We start from the raw sequence: 16753 nt of genomic DNA on the forward strand, positions 1-16753 counted from the left end.
TAAGAAACTCCTCCTTATTCTGCCTTAGGCTGAGCTTTTCGTGCTTCTTTCATCCATTCATCTCGCGTTTTCTTAGAAAGATTATCAACTGCTTTTTGAACGTCTTTAAAGAGCTGGGAATCACTAGTCCCTTTCTTCATAGCAATAGAAACACTTGTATCAATGTCAAAGCCCTTCCCTTTTTTGAAATGTACAATGGTAAGATCCTTATTAGCCGCAACTGCCCCTTCAGCTACAGGAAGTTCCGCTGTAATACCATCCACTTCTTTTTTCTGTAAAGCCACGATCATTTCAGGATAAGTCGCTTTTGGTGTTGCATGCTTTACCCCTTTGATTTGATCAATGACCGTATCATAATTCGTACTCTTCTGACCAATAACGGTTTTGCCCTTAAATTGTTGAATATCATTGTATTTTGCAACCTTTTTATCACTCTTACGAACGATCATAACCATTTCACTTTCATAATATGGCGTAGTAAAATCCATACCTGCGCGGCGTTTATCATCGGCTGTCATCCCAGCAATCACCGCATCAATCTCACCTGAATTCAATGCTGGCTGTAATCCTTCCCAGCTAACTTTTTTAACTTCGATTTCACGATCCAACTGTTCTGCCACATAACGTGCCACACGTACATCATAGCCATCACAATAACCGGCTCCACCGATTGCTACACTGGTATCTGTCTGCTCATTGCTCTGCCAATTAAATGGCGCATAGTTACATTCCATACCAACTACAAACTTTTCTTTACCAGTTACGCTAGATACATTTTTTCCATCATCTTCGCTTCCTCCACATCCGGAAAGCACAAATGTCATTGCCAATGCGGCTGTTGCTAATTTCTTAAGTTTCATTTTTTTACCTCTTTTCTTAATACACAAAAAAGTCGCGCTATTGCACGACTCCATAGTTCGAGTGTCAATAGCTCCTCTTCATCTTACATGAAGGAGTGTTATCGGTATTTCCAGATAACCCCAGATAACTTCCCCGCCGGAAAATCACCTTCGGCGATGATTACCTTTCAAAGTTTTCACTGCCTGCCGGCTCCTACTCCTACTCTGACGCATCGCTGCCTCTATATGATTTTTTTGTCTTTCCTACTTTATCGCAATTCATCTTTTTTGTCAACCGTCAATTATTTACAATTTCTTCATAAATTTTGACTTGCTTTTCTATACTTTCCATAGAGCAGCAATAGCCCTCCACTGCCTAAGAAGAGGCTCAAGATCTCTATTCTCCTGGTAATATCTTTCGTCTGCACATCTTTATTTGCAGAAGATGATGCATCATTCCCCGTTGCGAAAGAGGGGTCTTTTTGATGAGAGGCAGAAGAATCATCGTCTTGTATTGGTAAAGTTTTGTTTTCAAATTTTGGTTCTATCACAACTTCCCATTGTTCTTTCCCATCCATCTGCAATGGAACACTAAACAACGATGGGGCACTGCTATAAATACTGTCTTGTAGAGTTGCCTGCTTTTCTTGTACTAATAAATACATCCCCGCTTCTTGCTTCGTAAAAACCGCTTCACCTTGGCTATTAGTTGTACTCTGTATACCTTTTAAACCATGCTCATGTACATAATCGGCTAACATTTGAGCATTTTGTTTTTGATGCAAAGAATCCATATCATCTAAATTCAGTGATACATGCAGAAAATCACCACTTTGAGTCCATTCTGAATCTTTCCAATCGGCAACTTTGTATATCGCAAACGATACATTTTGTAATGCGTGCCTATCATCACCATCCTTTTGTATGATTGCTTTGATAATGACATTTCCATATTCCTTTGCGTATGCAATACCAAAAGGCATTATAAAAAGCAGACTGCAGAAGAAAATACCAATACTGATTTTATATCGTTTATTTCCTTTCTTCATATGCGTTTCCTTTCTTTGGTACATACCACTTTACACTTATATATACCCCAATTAATACAATACATGCAACACCTAATGCTTTAATATAGAATGGCAATTCAGCCTTTAATTCCATTTCATCAGCTATTTTAACAGCTTCCTCATAAGGAATCCTTGTTCCTCTCACTAATAGGCGATGTGTATTTATCGCATAAGGCGTACACGTCAATAAAGTTACATAATCTTTTCCTTCTACTATGGATAACGCCTGGGTTTGTGTTGGTTTCACAGTTAGTATCTGATCCACCTGATAAGCAAGGGTATGATGCAAAACTTTGATGTAAAATACGTCCCCTTTTTCCATTTTATCTAGATCGGTAAAAAGTTTTGCGCTAGGCAATTTCCGATGTCCAGATAATACCGTATGACTTGTTTTCCCGCCCACCGGCAAAGAAGTTTCTGGTAAATGTCCGATACCAGATTGTAATACACGTTCGATCTTGTCTGGTCGCAGTTGATCTTCACTTTTTTGATAAATAGCATCTGTCTGATTGATCTCTACATTATGAATGATTGCATTACTGTCTTCAAGCATGCCCTTTTGTCCAATCTTGTACCAGTGAAATTTTCAATTGGCTTCCAGACAATCGTTGTTCCTGAAGCTGTTCCATTCTCTGTTAAATAAATATCACGGAAAATAATATAATTCGCCGTATTGCTATAGGTTGCTCCAGCTTTTCCGATATTGATGGGGTTAGTACTGGTTGCATCATAGGTTAATTTTTGCTTGACATCTAGTTTACTACCATAGTAGTTGTAACATTTTGTTGCATCCGCAATCGTAATTCCATCTAAATTTTGACGATCACCTAATTTATGTTCTCCATTCTTTACGGCATATAATTCTCTATTAGACCAGTCAAACGTCTCATCAAACTTAATCAAATCTGCATCTCCTGGATAATACAGACGAATTGGATGATCCGCATTGTCTTCTTTGACCTGCCATTCAGAAGTTATCATACTGGTTTAACCTTTTCTTCATATACTTCCCAAATTGGTTCTGTAACTTTTGCATTCGTACCGATTGCTCTTAGCTGTTTTTGATTCCCAATTAGGATATAATCTTTATTATCAATAGTCTTAACATACTGTCCAAAATACTCTCTTCCATCATATACCGATGGATATTGATCCGTATTGGTGAAAGCAAGGGCAGCTACTTTTAAGGTTACCTCTTCGATAGAAAAAGAGGAAGCAAGCACATACGTATGTGATTTGCCATAGGTTAAATGTGTACCATCCTTTAATGTATAAACTTGTCCAATACCAAGTGTTTCCGCATTCAAAGCATAATGATTTTTTTATGCATCCTATTCCCCTGTGGCATGACTTTACTCAACCCTTTCAAATGTTTATATGATGTTAAAGTATTTTTCATGGCATCTGTATGAATGATTTCAGGTAACTTTTAAATAATCACAAATACATCATACCTATTTCTACTTAAAAGTTTAGCACGCTTATTTCTCATCGTCAATAAAAATAGTTATTTTATGTATGATTCATTAAGTATATTTACTCTTTCATACAATGTGATTGATAATAGATTGCTTTTCCTATGTTTTCCTAAATAACCTGATCAAATAAAAAAAGCTAGGAATCAAACGAATTGATTACTAACTTAATAAGAAAAAATATGATATATTATTTTATTTCATCCACCGTCGCAAAACGATAGCCTTCCTTCTTCATATTCTTTATAAAGGTATCCATGGCTTCATAGTTTCCTTTATTGCTAGGATGCAAAAGATAGATAGCACCATTATGATAATGATCCATCATTGTCTTTAATGCTTCTTCTCCACTTACATCACTGGCATAATCATAATAAGCGTGACTCCAAAAATACGTACGATAACCTAAATCCTTTACCATTTTCATTGCACGTTCGCTGCCTCCGCCTTTCGGAAAACGAAAGACTTTTTTCATTGGTACTCCGCATACTTCCATATACGTTTTTTCTGTCTCTGTAATTTCCTTAACAAAAGCATCTACATCTTTTGCGTTGGCAAGTGTCGTCATATCATAATGGTGCCAAGTATGATTGCCGATTACATGACCATGCTTCACAAGATCGCGCATAAAATCGGCTTCATTCTTGATATAGTTACGCGTCAAGAAAAAGGTCGCTTTCACGTCGTTTTTATTTAAGACATCAGCAATTTGTTTGATATAGGTAATATCATTTCCCCCTTCATCAAACGTCAGATAAATAACCTTTTCATCTTTCCCCTGATAATAAGCATCATATTTATCTAATAAGCTTTGCGGTTTTGCGCCAGTAGTCCGTTTATGTTCCTTACTTTTATTAAACCACCATTCTTCTGCAGTATTGTCGTAATCATCATGATTATAATACAGCTTGGTCGTTGTAGGATCTTTACAAACCTGCACTTTACGTGTGACACTGGCAATATTGTTACTAGCGTCTTTGACTTGATAAACAATGTCATAGGTACCTGTTTTTTTCATATTAACATGATGTTTAACCGTTACCTTTTTGGTTAGATCACCATCATAATTATCCTGTGCATGAAAGCCTGGTTCTTGATACGTACCATTCTCAAACACTCGGATCATCTTTCCTTGTTTTAGTGTAATAGTAGGTGCTTTCGTATCAACAACATGTACCGTTCGACTTACTTTTTTATCATAACTATCAAGATGATAGACGATTGTATACGTTCCTAATTTATCTGTATTCAGATTCGAGGTGCGTTTTACTTCATCACTATAATCATGAAATCGATAGCTCGCTATCACTCCGGGATCGCGAAATGATTCATGTACCTGTACCTTCATTTCTTTGTCTCCATCCACTTTTAACAATGGTACGAATAAGCCACTGAAAAAGAGTATTTTAACGAGTACACCTATTACACAAATACCTAAGCATGCCAAAATTCCATAAATCGTATAGCGGCAACGTCTGCTCATATGCATCACCTCATGGTAAAGCGTATGCATAAGCATCATTTTTTATGATTGTTAAGTAGTTTATAATCGTATGTATCCATGCCCATAACATTTATTAAGAATGGTACAAGTTAATCGCATTATTTATTATTCTTGGCGATAATGATACATTCCAATTAATTGCTCACTGCAACGCAAACCATCAATCGCCGCCGATACAATGCCTCCTGCATAACCGGCTCCCTCACCACAAGGATAGATACCTTTGATTTGTATAGAGGTACAATCTTCTTTATTTCTTATCATGCGAATTGGAGAACTGCTGCGTGTTTCCACACCAATCAGCACAGCATCTTGATAGGCAAAGCCTTTCAATTTTTTATCTAATCCTTGTATTGCTTCTTCCATCGCCTCACACACATAGCTTGGCAAGATAGCATGCAGATTTGCCGGTGTTACCCCTAACGCATAGGTTGGTACTACACTGCCAAACCCTTTTGAAGTTTGATGTGCCAAAAAATCCTTAACCAATTGTGCTGGAGCCTTATAAGAACATCCGCCTGCCTGAAATGCTTTTTTCTCTAATGTTTCCTGAAATTGAATCGCTTTTTCCGGGTCATTCCCATAATCCTCAGGACGTATTTGTACCAACAAGGCACTATTGGCATTTTCTCCATCACGGGCATGCTCACTCATGCCATTTACCACAACGCCACCTTCCATAGAGGCACTTGGCACGACATATCCACCCGGACACATGCAGAAAGTATATACCCCGCGCCCATTGGATGCCGGATAGGTCAAACGATATTCTGCCGCTTTTAAACGAGGATGATTCGCATATGCTTTGTATTGCGCTTCATTGATCAAGCGTTGTGGATGTTCGATTCTGGCTCCTACAGCAAATGCCTTTGGCTCTACTGCAACACCTCGTTTCATCAACATACGCATCGTATCACGAGCGCTGTGACCGATTGCTAAGATTAGTTGTTCACACGGTATCACTTCACCATTTGCCACAACACCACAGACTTCTCCTTTTTCAATCAAGATATCATCTAAACGCGTAGAAAAGCGGATTTCTGCCCCTAAACGAAGGATTTCTTCACGCATGCGTTTCACGATATCACGTAATAAATCCGTACCGATATGGGGATGCGCTGTATATAAAATATCTTCAGGAGCTCCAAAGCGTACAAACTCTTCTAAAATCTTGCGAATGCGTACATCCTTTACTCTGGTAGTTAATTTGCCATCGCTAAACGTTCCGGCACCACCTTCTCCAAACTGCACATTACTTTCGGTATTTAAAATTCCTTCCTTCCAGAAGTGTTCAACGCTTTTTACACGTTTTTCCACACATTCTCCACGTTCTAAGATCAAAGGTTGATACCCCATCTGGGCTAATAACAAAGCTGCGAACATACCGGCTGGTCCAAAGCCAACAACAATCGGGCGATGGACAAGTCCGACAACACCTTTTTTCGGCATGCGATAGCGTTCATCCGGCGTCTTGGTGATATCCTTATGAGGATGTTTTAAGACATTTTCTTCATGTTTGAGGGTACAATCCAGCGTATACGTAAACTGCATATGGCGCCATCTTGCATCAAAGGTTTCTTTATGAATGCGCCAAGATAGTAATTCCTCTGGTGCTATGCGCAATTTTTTAATAATTTTTTCCGGAAGTAACGTCATATCTTCTTCTAACGTTAAATGAATTTGTTGAATACGTATCATAAGTATTTTTCTCCTTTAAAAGGGAAAAGAAAGCCAATCAGCTTTCCTTTCTAAGCATATAAATGTTTGAAAATAGGGAAATGTTTTGCTAGTGTATAAATAATGAGCGCAAACAATAAGGAAGACAACGCAACAATTCCATATTGTAATAAAGCATTCATCGTTGGAAATAAAGCTGTGACCACAACAACAAACATAAGATGAGATACATAGATCAATAACGATAACACACGCAAGGTCTTATAAAGCTCTTTGACCTTAAGATCTATGGATAATAAAGTAATAAATAAGAATGCAACCGTTGGTACCAACATCAAATACATACTTGCCAAATCATGCATATAACCTTGTTCTCTTAAGAAAAAGCATTCTCCGAATAAAGCACACAGGGACAATACAAAGCCGATAAAGGGTCCTAAGGTACTGCGGCTTACGACCATGCGCCCTTGCGCAAAATAAGCACCTAAAGAAATAAACAACATACCAAAGAAAATCCCATTTCGCGTTGTCACAAAAAGCTGGATGTAATAATGATATGCACGACCTATATAAGGTAACTCTCCAATCATCTGTGGATAAACATTACCAAGCATCCCTATGAGATACAAAAGGGCACTGATGATTATCGTTGTCGTCAAGGAAACATAACGACGCAGAACATAAACAGCACATACCGCTACCATCAAAGCTGGTAAAAACCAGAGATGGTAATAACTTCCAGTAAAAAAGAAGTCACGCAGATAGCGCAAGAAAGTCATCGCATGTAATCCATCGCCCCTAACTAACAAATAATTAAATGGCAAATAGAAGATTGACCAAATCAGATAAAGTTTACCTAAACGAAATACATAATGTTTTAAGGCCGTAACATTTGCATAATCATTCCATTCTCTTTCATTATCCAGTTTAGCAAAAAATAAATAACCGGAAATTATGAAAAACAAAGGTACGGCAATTCTGGCGATAATCTGAACCAATACAAAATTTGCTGTCTCATTTATATCCAATAATGGCCCTGTATGTATACAAATAACTAAAAAAGCACTCATAAACTTTGCAATATCTAATGCACAATATGTTTTCTTCTGCATCATTTCCCCTCCTTTATGATCCCTATTACTTAATTCAGCAGATAATTTCATGAAAAATAGCCACTTCTGGCTATTTATAAATTCTTGGCAATCGCGCACTCATCCAACAAAATGTTTCATTATTGATTGTTTGAGCTAATCTAGTTAATTCATCAATCGGTAACTTTTCATCACCGTCACAACCAAATAAAGTAACAACATCGCCTTCTTTGACATGTTCTATATCTGTAACATCTAACATCATTTGATCCATACAAATATTGCCAATGATCGGTACCCGTTTCCCATGCAACAATGCACATGCCCCTTTATTGGAAACACTGCGTGGATAGCCATCCGCATAGCCTATAGAAACTGTGGCGATACGGCTGATGCGCTCACTGGTAAAATGGCGGCCATAACTTACACAGACACCTGGCTGAATCGTTTTTACCATTGAAATGTTTGCTTTTAGTTGCATGATAGGCTGAAAATCAGGATGCGTGATCGTATCAATGGCATCATCACTTGTCGCACCTAAGAACAATAAGCCCGGGCGTACATAATCATACTTTAAATCCGGATAGTTCAAGATACCATAACTATTTTGTAAATGGCGTATGCCAACATCAATTCCGGCATCTTCCAAATCCTTCAACACCTGATCAAATAACATGATTTGCTTTCTTGTATAAGCCTTATTATCCTCATCCAGACCATCACTTACACTAAAGTGGGAGAAAATGCCATCGACTGCTATATGTGGCAGATGATAAACTTCTTTCACTTCCTCGATACGGTAGTCCTGTTGTTGTGTTATGATGCCCAAACGTGACATTCCTGTATCCACCTTGACATGTCCATGCATGATAACCCCATGCTCTTTACACCATGCATTTGCTTTTTTGGCATAGTCTAAGGATAAAAAGGTTTGGATCAAATCATGTTGAATGACTTGATGAAAATGAACAGGTGGTGTATAACCTAAGATTAAAATTGGCTCACGGATACCGCCTTCACGTAAGGAAATGCCTTCATCCACACTGCTGACACCGAAAAAATCAATGCCACAGCGGCTCAATTCTTTGGCACATGCCACATCTCCATGACCATACGCATTCGCTTTTACGATTGCCATGATCTTGCTGGTAGAGGGCAATAATTTTTGTATTTCTTTTACATTATGGCTGATCTTGGACAGATCAATTTCCAGCCATGCTCTGGTATCGCTCATCAGCATGGTTCTCACCTCTTTTATTTATCTTGTTAATGCAAATGCAATCAATTTGTCTAATAAATCGCCGAATTCAATACCGGCTTCTTTCATCATCGTTGGATAACGTGATGTATCCGTAAAGCCGGGAATCGTATTTACTTCATTCATCACAATGCTTTGTTGAGGAGTAACAAACATATCAACCCGTGTCATACCTTTACAATTCATAGCACGATAAGCTTTCAAAGCCAAGCTTCTTGCCTCTTCAAACAGCTCTTTACTGATTCTGGCAGGACAGTAGATATGAGAGTCTACCATTTGATATTTCCCTTCATAATCAAAGAATGGAGCGGCTGTTTCAATTTCATCCACACTGCCCGCAAACAACTCTTTATTTCCCATCACCGCACAGCCGATTTCAAAACCTTCAATCGTCGTTTCCAAAATCACCTTGCCACGGCCATCATGATAATACGCATCCTTCATGCTTTCTTCAAAGTCATCAAAGGAAGCAATTTTATGAATACCGAAACTACTGCCGGCATTGGCCGGTTTAATAAAGATCGGTAAACCTAACTTAGCTTTTGCTTCTTCATAAATATGTCGATAATCCAAATGTTCATCCTCGTATACACACAGATAAGGGGCACAAGGAATACCGGCATTTTCCATGACGATATGCGCCATTTCTTTATCCATGCAAATAGCACTGCTCATATGATCACAGCCGACATAAGGAATGCCACTTAATTCAAACAATCCTTGAATGGTTCCATCCTCCCCATTCTTGCCATGTAGAACAGGGAAAATACAATCCACTGGAAGTGTTTCATAGCTGCCATCTTCCTTTAGTTTAAGAAACCCCTTTTGGGCAGTGGAGCAGGATAAGACACATGGCGTGATATTACCATCCATCCACGTATCATGCTCAATGGCATCTACATCACCATCATATGCAAACCATTCGCCATCCTTGCTGATTCCGATGAAGATCAGTTCATATTTATCTTTATGTAAGGAACGAATCAAGCTTGCTGCAGAGTGCAGAGATACCGGGTATTCGCTTGATTTTCCGCCAAAAATTACAGCTAATTTCAATGTACTCATTTTACTACCTCTTCTTCCTTTTTTACTAATGCATCCACTACTTCATCCAGCTTCATGCCACGACTTCCTTTTACTAACAGCATGCAGTCTTTATGCTCATATGGACGAAGATAACAGATTAATGCTTCTTTATCCGTAAAGTGTTCAATATGTACACCTGTTAAGTTATTAAATGCTCCTTGTGTGATATAACGCGCCATATCACCAATCGTTAAGACTTCATTTAAATGGTACTTCGCTAAATCTTTACCTAATGTATAATGAATCATATCACTGGTGTCACCTAGTTCCAGCATATCACCTAATACCGCAATCTTATAAGGAACATCAAATTCTTCCATGGTATCTAAAGCTGCCAATGCACTTTGTGGATTTGATTTATAAGAATCATTTAAGATCAAACACTTACCAAAATCAACAAGCTCATTGCGCAATCCTGTTTTTTCAATATTTTGATAACCTTCTCGGATTTCTTCTACACTTAAACCTAACGCTTTCGCTGCAATCCAGGCAGCTGTTGCATTCATCGCTTGATGCTTACCAATCATATCTACATGATATGGACACACATCATCATTTAAACAGAAACTGACACCTTCACGTTTTTGCGTGATATGCGAAATCACATAGTCATTCTGTGGCTTCACTCCAAAGGTGCGGATACGAATATGTCCAGGAATCTGTGCCTGGGTGACCGCATTTTGCAAGATTTCCTGATCACCATTGTAGATAAACAAGCCATGCTCTTTTAATCCTTCAACAATTTCTAATTTCGCTTTAGCGATATTTTCCATCGTTTTCAGATTTTCTAAATGCGCAGTACCTACATTTGAAATAATCGCAATATCCGGTTCTACCATATGCGTCAGAAAAGATAATTCCCCTAAATTTTCCATTCCCATTTCAATAACAGCTGCCTCAACATTTTCACTCAAACTTAATAAGGTTAAGGGAACACCTATCTCATTATTATAATTGCCCAATGTTTTTTGCGTGATGTAGTGTTCTTGAAGCAATGATGCTAAGATATCTTTGGTACTCGTCTTTCCATTACTGCCGGTAATTCCTACCACTTTCATATTTAGTTGATGCCGATATGCCTTTGCTAAGTCTTGCAAAGCTTTTGTTGTATCTTCAACTAAAATAACAACGACCTCTTTGGGAGGATTCGGCTCTTTTCGTTCCCATAAAACAGCTTTTGCCCCATTCGCAATCGCTTGTGCAACATATGCATGTCCGTTATTCTTCACACCATGGATTGGGATGTATAAGTTTCCTTCCACGACCTTGCGAGAATCAATACAGACACCCTGAATCTTTTCTTCAATAGCCCCATTTTCTATATAGTCCGCATCCAACATACGGATAATTGCATCAATTGATCGTATAATCATGAACCTTACGTCCTTTCATTAATATCTTAATATCTACACATATCTTGTTTTCGTGTGATATGTTCCGCATTTTATTATAGCATAACCCCTCCAACTTGAACCAAAGAATTTTCATAATTTCCTTATATTATCGTAAGAATTCCCACATCCATTTTTTTACAGCGCTTTCATGCCGAAAGAATCCCTAACCATAGGAAAGTTCTACCTAAAAAGCAAAAACATCTGTAGAAAGCTAAACACATAGCTACATTTGCATTCACAAAGCTTTATAACAAGGTTAACCATCGAACATATGAAAAAAACATATCGGCATCTTCCCATGTAAGCAAGCTTACCTTGCATAGCATTCACTCATTCATACCATAAAAAAATCAGACCATATGTGATCTGATCATATTTTCGGATGCGCTTATAAGTTTTCCAGGAAAGTCTTTAAAAAGATGTAAATTCTATCAAAGCTATCCATATCTAAGCGCTCTTGTGGTGTATGAATATCTTCCATCAGCGGTCCCATCGTTACGATTTCCATGTTTGGATTTAAGGCTTTAAACACACCGCATTCTAAACCTCCATGTACGGCTAACAGCGTTAATTCTTTTCCATAAATATCCTTGCATACACGTTTCATAACTTCCCGCAATTCGCTTTTTTCATCATAGCTCCAAGCTGGATAGCGTGCCTCATGCTTTGTTTCAAAACCAAAAGCCTCTGCTAAAATATCCATAGTGATTGCTAAATCATCCACATAAGATTCCAAAGCCCCTCGTAAGGAAACATTTAACATGACTTCTTCATCGCAATGAATGACTGCAAGATTACTACTGGCAGTACTTAATCCTTCAATGCTCATACTGTGATGATGTAAACCATCTGGCACACTAAGCATTAGTTTTAATAAATTTTCACTATCTTCAATGGACATGGCTGTTTTTGCTGATGTTTCATAAAATGCGACTTCCATATTCGCATCACTAAATTCCAATTCCTTTTTTATTAACGCAGTCATTTCCTGGACTGTTTTTTCCAATTTTATAAAAGGTGCATCACTAAAGAAAACAGCTGATGCTTCACGTGGAATTGCATTATCCTTGTCACCGCCATCCATCATATGCAACTGCATATCAAATTTTGCATTTACTGCATATAATATGCGTGCTAATAAACGATTGGCATTTCCACGTTCTTTATCAATTTCACCGCCACTATGGCCACCTTTTAACCCCTTTACATCTAAACGATATGCCTTTTCTTGCATAGGCACTTGCAGATTTGGACGTGTGAAGATTACATTCATACCTCCTGCCGATGAAATACAGGTTGCGGTTTCCCCACCATCATCTAAATTGATCATGCGATTTGCATGCAATTGTTCTTTCTTTAATGCCAATGCACCAAATAATCCTACTTCCTCCTGTACGGTAAAAATGCATTCCAGCATTGGATGTTTGGCCTCTTGATCATCCAATAAAGCCAGCATATATGCCACACCGACACCATCATCCGCGCCTAGCGTCGTTCCTTCCGCCATTAAATAACCGTCTTCCAGTTTTAACTTTAAAGCATCCTTTGCAAAGTCAAAATCCACATAGCGATGTTTCTCACAAACCATATCCATATGAGCTTGTAAAATGATCGGTTCATGCTCTTCATAGCCCTTGCTTGCCGGCTTACATATAATGACATTATTCATTTCATCACGTTCATACGTAAACTGATGTGCTTTTGCGAATTCTTCTAAATAAGCACTATATGCCTCCTCATGAAAAGAACCATGAGGGATACGCGTCATCTCTTCAAAATACTTTTGATGAGCAAATGCATGATTCAAAATAGTTTCCATTTTATACATCCTCCATAAACATAGTGTTATTGTACCACATTCTCTTTGAATTACCATGAGATACGCCTTATTGTTTCACATTCATCTGCCGATAATACCCAATTCGCTCCTTAGCGCACTTCAACTGTTTCGGCGACATTGTGATTTTCCCCTTCTGTATAGCAAACAGACCTTCCTCTTTCAATCTGGCAATCGTACGATTTAATGTTTTTACACTGATGCCAATTTCTTCATACAATACATTGCGTGTTTTTTTAACGACGATATGCATTGCCTGCGGATCTTTAAAAAGGCAGATTCCACATAATTGATCAGATAATCCAGTAATAAGAATTGGGGAGGATAAAACAGCTTTGCCCCACGATTATAACTCGAACGATATAGTTTTAAGGCAACTTTTGCCGCAACCAGACGCAAAAAGTGTATATCCTTAGCAATCCAATCTTCAAAATCTTGCCTGCTTAAGTATAAAATGATACTTTCTGTAATTGTCTCAATCGTCACGCTGGTTTTCGGCATGCCTGCTAAAATCGTTACTTCCCCAATGAAATCTATCGGTTCATTTTTTTCAATCATAAATATATTGCCATTCTCAAATTCATTAATGACCCGATGTTCACCACTGGCGACAATTCCAAAATAGTCAAGCGGACTATCTTTTTGATGAATGATATATCCACTTGGATGTACCTTGATGATAAGACGCTTTTTATATTCTTCAGGCATATACGTAAGATAGTCTTTTAATTGGGGCACGATATGATATACTTCTTCCAATGTCACAGTATCACCTTCATCATTGATTGTATCATGAAAATAGTAAAAATTTTCCTTGAAAATAGCCCATTTGTCCTTTTTTTACCTAATTATGATCTGTTACCATTACAAGGAACAAAAGAGAAAGAGGAAGAAGGTTTATATGAAAAAAGAAAAGTATTCATATCGTTCTTTACAAGAACGCTTGCGGCAGGAATATAAATTATATCTGCTGGCTTTTGTATTTATCGTGATTGCAGATGGTATTGGCGTAATCAAATTACCGATTTGGAAAGGAACTTTTATCCTATTCCCCATCTTTTATGCAATTCTTATGGGGGTATGTGCAGGACCATGTGTTACAAAGTTCATTAAGCGAAAAGAGGTCAAAGCTGCCAGTAAATTGGTTATTGTTGCGATATGTCCTTTTATCGTCAAGTTAGGCGTTAATGCCGGAGCCAGTCTAGAAACCGTCATTTCCGCCGGACCTGCCTTATTATTACAAGAAATCGGTAATTTAGGAACCATCTTCTTAGCATTGCCAATTGCCCTATTGTTAGGTCTAAAAAGAGAAGCTATTGGAGCCACACACTCAATTAATCGAGAAAGTAATCTGGCATTGATTACCGATATGTTTGGTCCGGATTCACCAGAAACCAGAGGAAGCTTATCCATCTATATCGTTGGTGGCATGATTGGAACGATTTATTTTGGTTTTCTGGCTTCTATGAGCGCTGCCACTTCGTTATTTCATCCCTATGCCTTAGGGATGGCTTCCGGTGTAGGGGCCGGTATCATGATGGCAAGTGCTACCGCATCTTTATCCACGATTTATCCGACGATGGCAGATCAGCTTTCTGCATTAGCCAGTGCCAGTGAAACCATCAGCGGAATCACAGGAATTTATGTTGCCATCTTTATTGGTATTCCCTTAACAAAAAAATTATATGACATCTTAGCACCACGCATTAGCAGAAAGAGAGGCGAATAACATGCGCATACAAGAATGGATTTTTTTATTTATCGTAGCTAGCTGTGGCATTGCCTTAGCTAATTTTGTCGGATTTCAAGTTGGACTCATAGAGTCATTACCAGGTATTGGCATCCTATTCGTTTTATCTTTATGTGGTGTTGTCATTAGTAAAGTATTACCTATACGCTTACCCATCGTAGCCTACTGTTCCCTATTAGGGTTATTAGCAGCATCCCCCCTTTCTTTCTGTCGGGAATTTGTCATTACATCCGTTAATCAGATCAACTTTACGGCACCTTTAACAATGGTAGGGGCATTTGCCGGTATCTCTATTAGCGATCAGTTAAAAGAATTCGCTGCCCAGGGATGGAAAATGATCATCATCGGCCTCTTGGTCATGACAGGAACTTTTTTAGGTTCAGCCGTAGTTGCCCAGATAATGCTGTCCATCACAGGAGCTATCTAAATGCTGTTACAAGATATTGCTTATCTGGATGAAACGATGGAGGTTAAAGAACATCAAGATATCCGTATTCAAGACACATGTATTCATGAAATAGCAAATCATGGCTGCTTAACACCTTATCCAAAAGAAGAATGTTTATCCGGAAAAGGCTTGCTTGTAATGCCTGGTTTATGTGATGCTCATATGCATACCGGGCAACAATTGTTAAAGGGATGTGTCTTAGATGCATCCGGAATGATATGGAAAGATATCATGTTACCTTTTGAAAGTACGCTGACAGATGAAATCATGCAGTTAAATGCTGAATTGGCTGCTCTTGAAATGATACGTAATGGTACGACCTCGTTTTTAGATGCCGGCAGCTACCATATGGATGCCGCAGCTAAGATCTATGCACAAAGTGGTTTGCGGGCACAGTTAACCTGTAGTACGATGGACGATGCAAGTCTTCCCATCCAAATACAGGATGATGTAGAGAGCGCTTTGGCTAAAAATGATGCTTTTTATGATACGTGGCATCAAAAAGGCAATTTGAAAGTCAGCTATTCCCTACGCACGTTATTATCTGTTAGTGAGCGTTTGATTAAAGAAATACATGCTCATGCCAAAGCCCGTAATGCTTTATTGCAAGTTCATATGAATGAATATGAACAAGAGGTACACGCTGTTATTGCAAAATACGGTATGCGTCCATATACCTATCTTGATCAATTAAAGATTCTAGATGAGCGCTTTGTAGGCGCCCATTCTCTCATCGTAGATGTAGAAGAAATATCCCTGATGCAGAAGCATCATACACATGTTGTACTATGCCCTTTCAGTAATAGTGCCAAAGCTTTGGCACCCTATCCCACCTTAAAAAAGCAGGGTCTTTTACTTGCCTTAGGCAGTGATGGAAGTGCTCATGGAGGCTTAAGCCTGTGGAATGAAATGCGTCAGCTTCGTTGTATGATTCATGTGACACATGGCATCGCAAACCATGATCGTCATATCTTAAGCGCCAAAGAACTCTTGCATATGGCCATTACAAATGGGACAGCCCTTATGCAAGAAAAAAATTTGGGTTGTATCAAACCCGGCTATTTAGCCGATCTGATATTTCTTAATATCCATCAGCCTCATCTTTATCCCAGCGGCAACCTTACAAACACTTTAGTAGAATGTGTGGAAGGGCATGATGTGCTGCATAGTATGGTCAATGGAAAGTGGCTGATGAAAGATCATAAGATACTAACACTCGATGAAAAAGCTATTTTCCAAAAAGCCGTTGCCTTTCAAAGAAAGTCATAAATATTAAATCTATTCAATATTTTCGTAAACATCAATATAGGAAACAGAAGCAAGA

At 38.4% G+C, this 16753-nt stretch carries 17 protein-coding genes and 1 riboswitch; of the genes, 3 read left to right on the forward strand and 14 right to left on the reverse strand.

All coding sequences use genetic code 11. The features are described from left to right. Nucleotides 1–14: 14 nt before the first annotated feature. From ACESSZ_RS09815 to ACESSZ_RS09880, 14 genes are all read right to left on the reverse strand, one after another. On the reverse strand, nt 15–860 hold the full coding sequence (locus ACESSZ_RS09815; RefSeq protein WP_008687610.1) for a transporter substrate-binding domain-containing protein: 846 nt from the start codon (nt 858–860) through the stop codon (nt 15–17). A gap of 60 nt (nt 861–920) precedes the next feature. Beyond that, a riboswitch (Lysine riboswitch) is annotated at nt 921–1092 on the reverse strand. 64 nt (nt 1093–1156) lie between these two features. Further along, nucleotides 1157–1888, reverse strand: coding sequence for a pilin N-terminal domain-containing protein (locus ACESSZ_RS09820; protein ID WP_008687608.1), 732 nt, complete (start codon nt 1886–1888; stop codon nt 1157–1159). Next, nucleotides 1872–2462 carry a class C sortase gene (locus ACESSZ_RS09825; protein ID WP_412260387.1) on the reverse strand — a complete coding sequence of 197 codons (591 nt, stop codon included), beginning with the start codon at nt 2460–2462 and terminating at the stop codon, nt 1872–1874. The genes ACESSZ_RS09820 and ACESSZ_RS09825 overlap by 17 nt, the downstream gene beginning before the upstream one ends. Beyond that, entirely contained in the window at nt 2426–2890 is a 465-nt protein-coding gene (locus ACESSZ_RS09830) for a hypothetical protein (RefSeq protein WP_412260390.1), read from the reverse strand. Before ACESSZ_RS09830 ends, ACESSZ_RS09825 begins: the two co-directional genes overlap by 37 nt. Continuing rightward, nucleotides 2887–3216: a hypothetical protein gene (locus ACESSZ_RS09835; RefSeq protein WP_412260392.1), complete on the reverse strand. Its 330-nt coding sequence runs from the start codon at nt 3214–3216 to the stop codon at nt 2887–2889. The genes ACESSZ_RS09830 and ACESSZ_RS09835 overlap by 4 nt, the downstream gene beginning before the upstream one ends. 358 nt (nt 3217–3574) lie before the next feature. Beyond that, nucleotides 3575–4867, reverse strand: coding sequence for an immunoglobulin-like domain-containing protein (locus ACESSZ_RS09840; RefSeq protein WP_008687600.1), 1293 nt, complete (start codon nt 4865–4867; stop codon nt 3575–3577). A gap of 126 nt (nt 4868–4993) precedes the next feature. Continuing rightward, complete coding sequence (locus tag ACESSZ_RS09845; RefSeq protein ID WP_412260394.1) at nt 4994–6586, reverse strand: NAD(P)/FAD-dependent oxidoreductase; 1593 nt, start codon at nt 6584–6586, stop codon at nt 4994–4996. Between the two features lie 50 nt (nt 6587–6636). After that, nucleotides 6637–7677 (reverse strand): acyltransferase, encoded by a 1041-nt coding sequence (locus tag ACESSZ_RS09850; RefSeq protein WP_412293132.1) that lies wholly within the window; start codon nt 7675–7677, stop codon nt 6637–6639. A 70-nt stretch (nt 7678–7747) separates the two neighbouring features. Then, nucleotides 7748–8896 carry an alanine racemase gene (gene alr / locus ACESSZ_RS09855; protein WP_008978673.1) on the reverse strand — a complete coding sequence of 383 codons (1149 nt, stop codon included), beginning with the start codon at nt 8894–8896 and terminating at the stop codon, nt 7748–7750. Nucleotides 8897–8914: 18 nt separating this feature from the next. Next, on the reverse strand, nt 8915–9979 hold the full coding sequence (locus tag ACESSZ_RS09860) for a D-alanine--D-alanine ligase family protein (protein WP_499842768.1): 1065 nt from the start codon (nt 9977–9979) through the stop codon (nt 8915–8917). Next, nucleotides 9976–11373: a UDP-N-acetylmuramoyl-tripeptide--D-alanyl-D-alanine ligase gene (locus tag ACESSZ_RS09865; RefSeq protein ID WP_008687592.1), complete on the reverse strand. Its 1398-nt coding sequence runs from the start codon at nt 11371–11373 to the stop codon at nt 9976–9978. Before ACESSZ_RS09865 ends, ACESSZ_RS09860 begins: the two co-directional genes overlap by 4 nt. Nucleotides 11374–11782: 409 nt before the next feature. Continuing rightward, entirely contained in the window at nt 11783–13213 is a 1431-nt protein-coding gene (pepD, locus tag ACESSZ_RS09870) for a beta-Ala-His dipeptidase (RefSeq protein WP_499842769.1), read from the reverse strand. A 67-nt stretch (nt 13214–13280) separates the two neighbouring features. Then, entirely contained in the window at nt 13281–13451 is a 171-nt protein-coding gene (locus ACESSZ_RS09875; RefSeq protein ID WP_213540096.1) for a helix-turn-helix domain-containing protein, read from the reverse strand. Then, nucleotides 13424–13996, reverse strand: coding sequence for a Crp/Fnr family transcriptional regulator (locus tag ACESSZ_RS09880; RefSeq protein ID WP_008687590.1), 573 nt, complete (start codon nt 13994–13996; stop codon nt 13424–13426). The genes ACESSZ_RS09875 and ACESSZ_RS09880 overlap by 28 nt, the downstream gene beginning before the upstream one ends. Before the next feature lie 136 nt (nt 13997–14132). Between ACESSZ_RS09880 and ACESSZ_RS09885 the strand changes: the two genes are divergently transcribed. Genes ACESSZ_RS09885 through ACESSZ_RS09895 form a run of 3 tightly spaced genes read left to right on the forward strand, consistent with a single transcriptional unit; the run spans nt 14133 to nt 16698 of the window. Next, nucleotides 14133–14960: a DUF3100 domain-containing protein gene (locus tag ACESSZ_RS09885; protein WP_008978677.1), complete on the forward strand. Its 828-nt coding sequence runs from the start codon at nt 14133–14135 to the stop codon at nt 14958–14960. A gap of 1 nt (nt 14961) precedes the next feature. Continuing rightward, complete coding sequence (locus ACESSZ_RS09890; protein ID WP_008687587.1) at nt 14962–15408, forward strand: membrane protein; 447 nt, start codon at nt 14962–14964, stop codon at nt 15406–15408. Then, nucleotides 15409–16698 carry an amidohydrolase family protein gene (locus tag ACESSZ_RS09895; RefSeq protein WP_412293138.1) on the forward strand — a complete coding sequence of 430 codons (1290 nt, stop codon included), beginning with the start codon at nt 15409–15411 and terminating at the stop codon, nt 16696–16698. The last annotated feature ends 55 nt before the right edge of the window (nt 16699–16753 follow it).

Origin of the sequence: Eubacterium sp. 3_1_31, from assembly GCF_964249515.1 — a bacterium.
GTDB classification, from domain to species: domain Bacteria; phylum Bacillota_I; class Bacilli_A; order Erysipelotrichales; family Erysipelotrichaceae; genus Longicatena; species Longicatena caecimuris.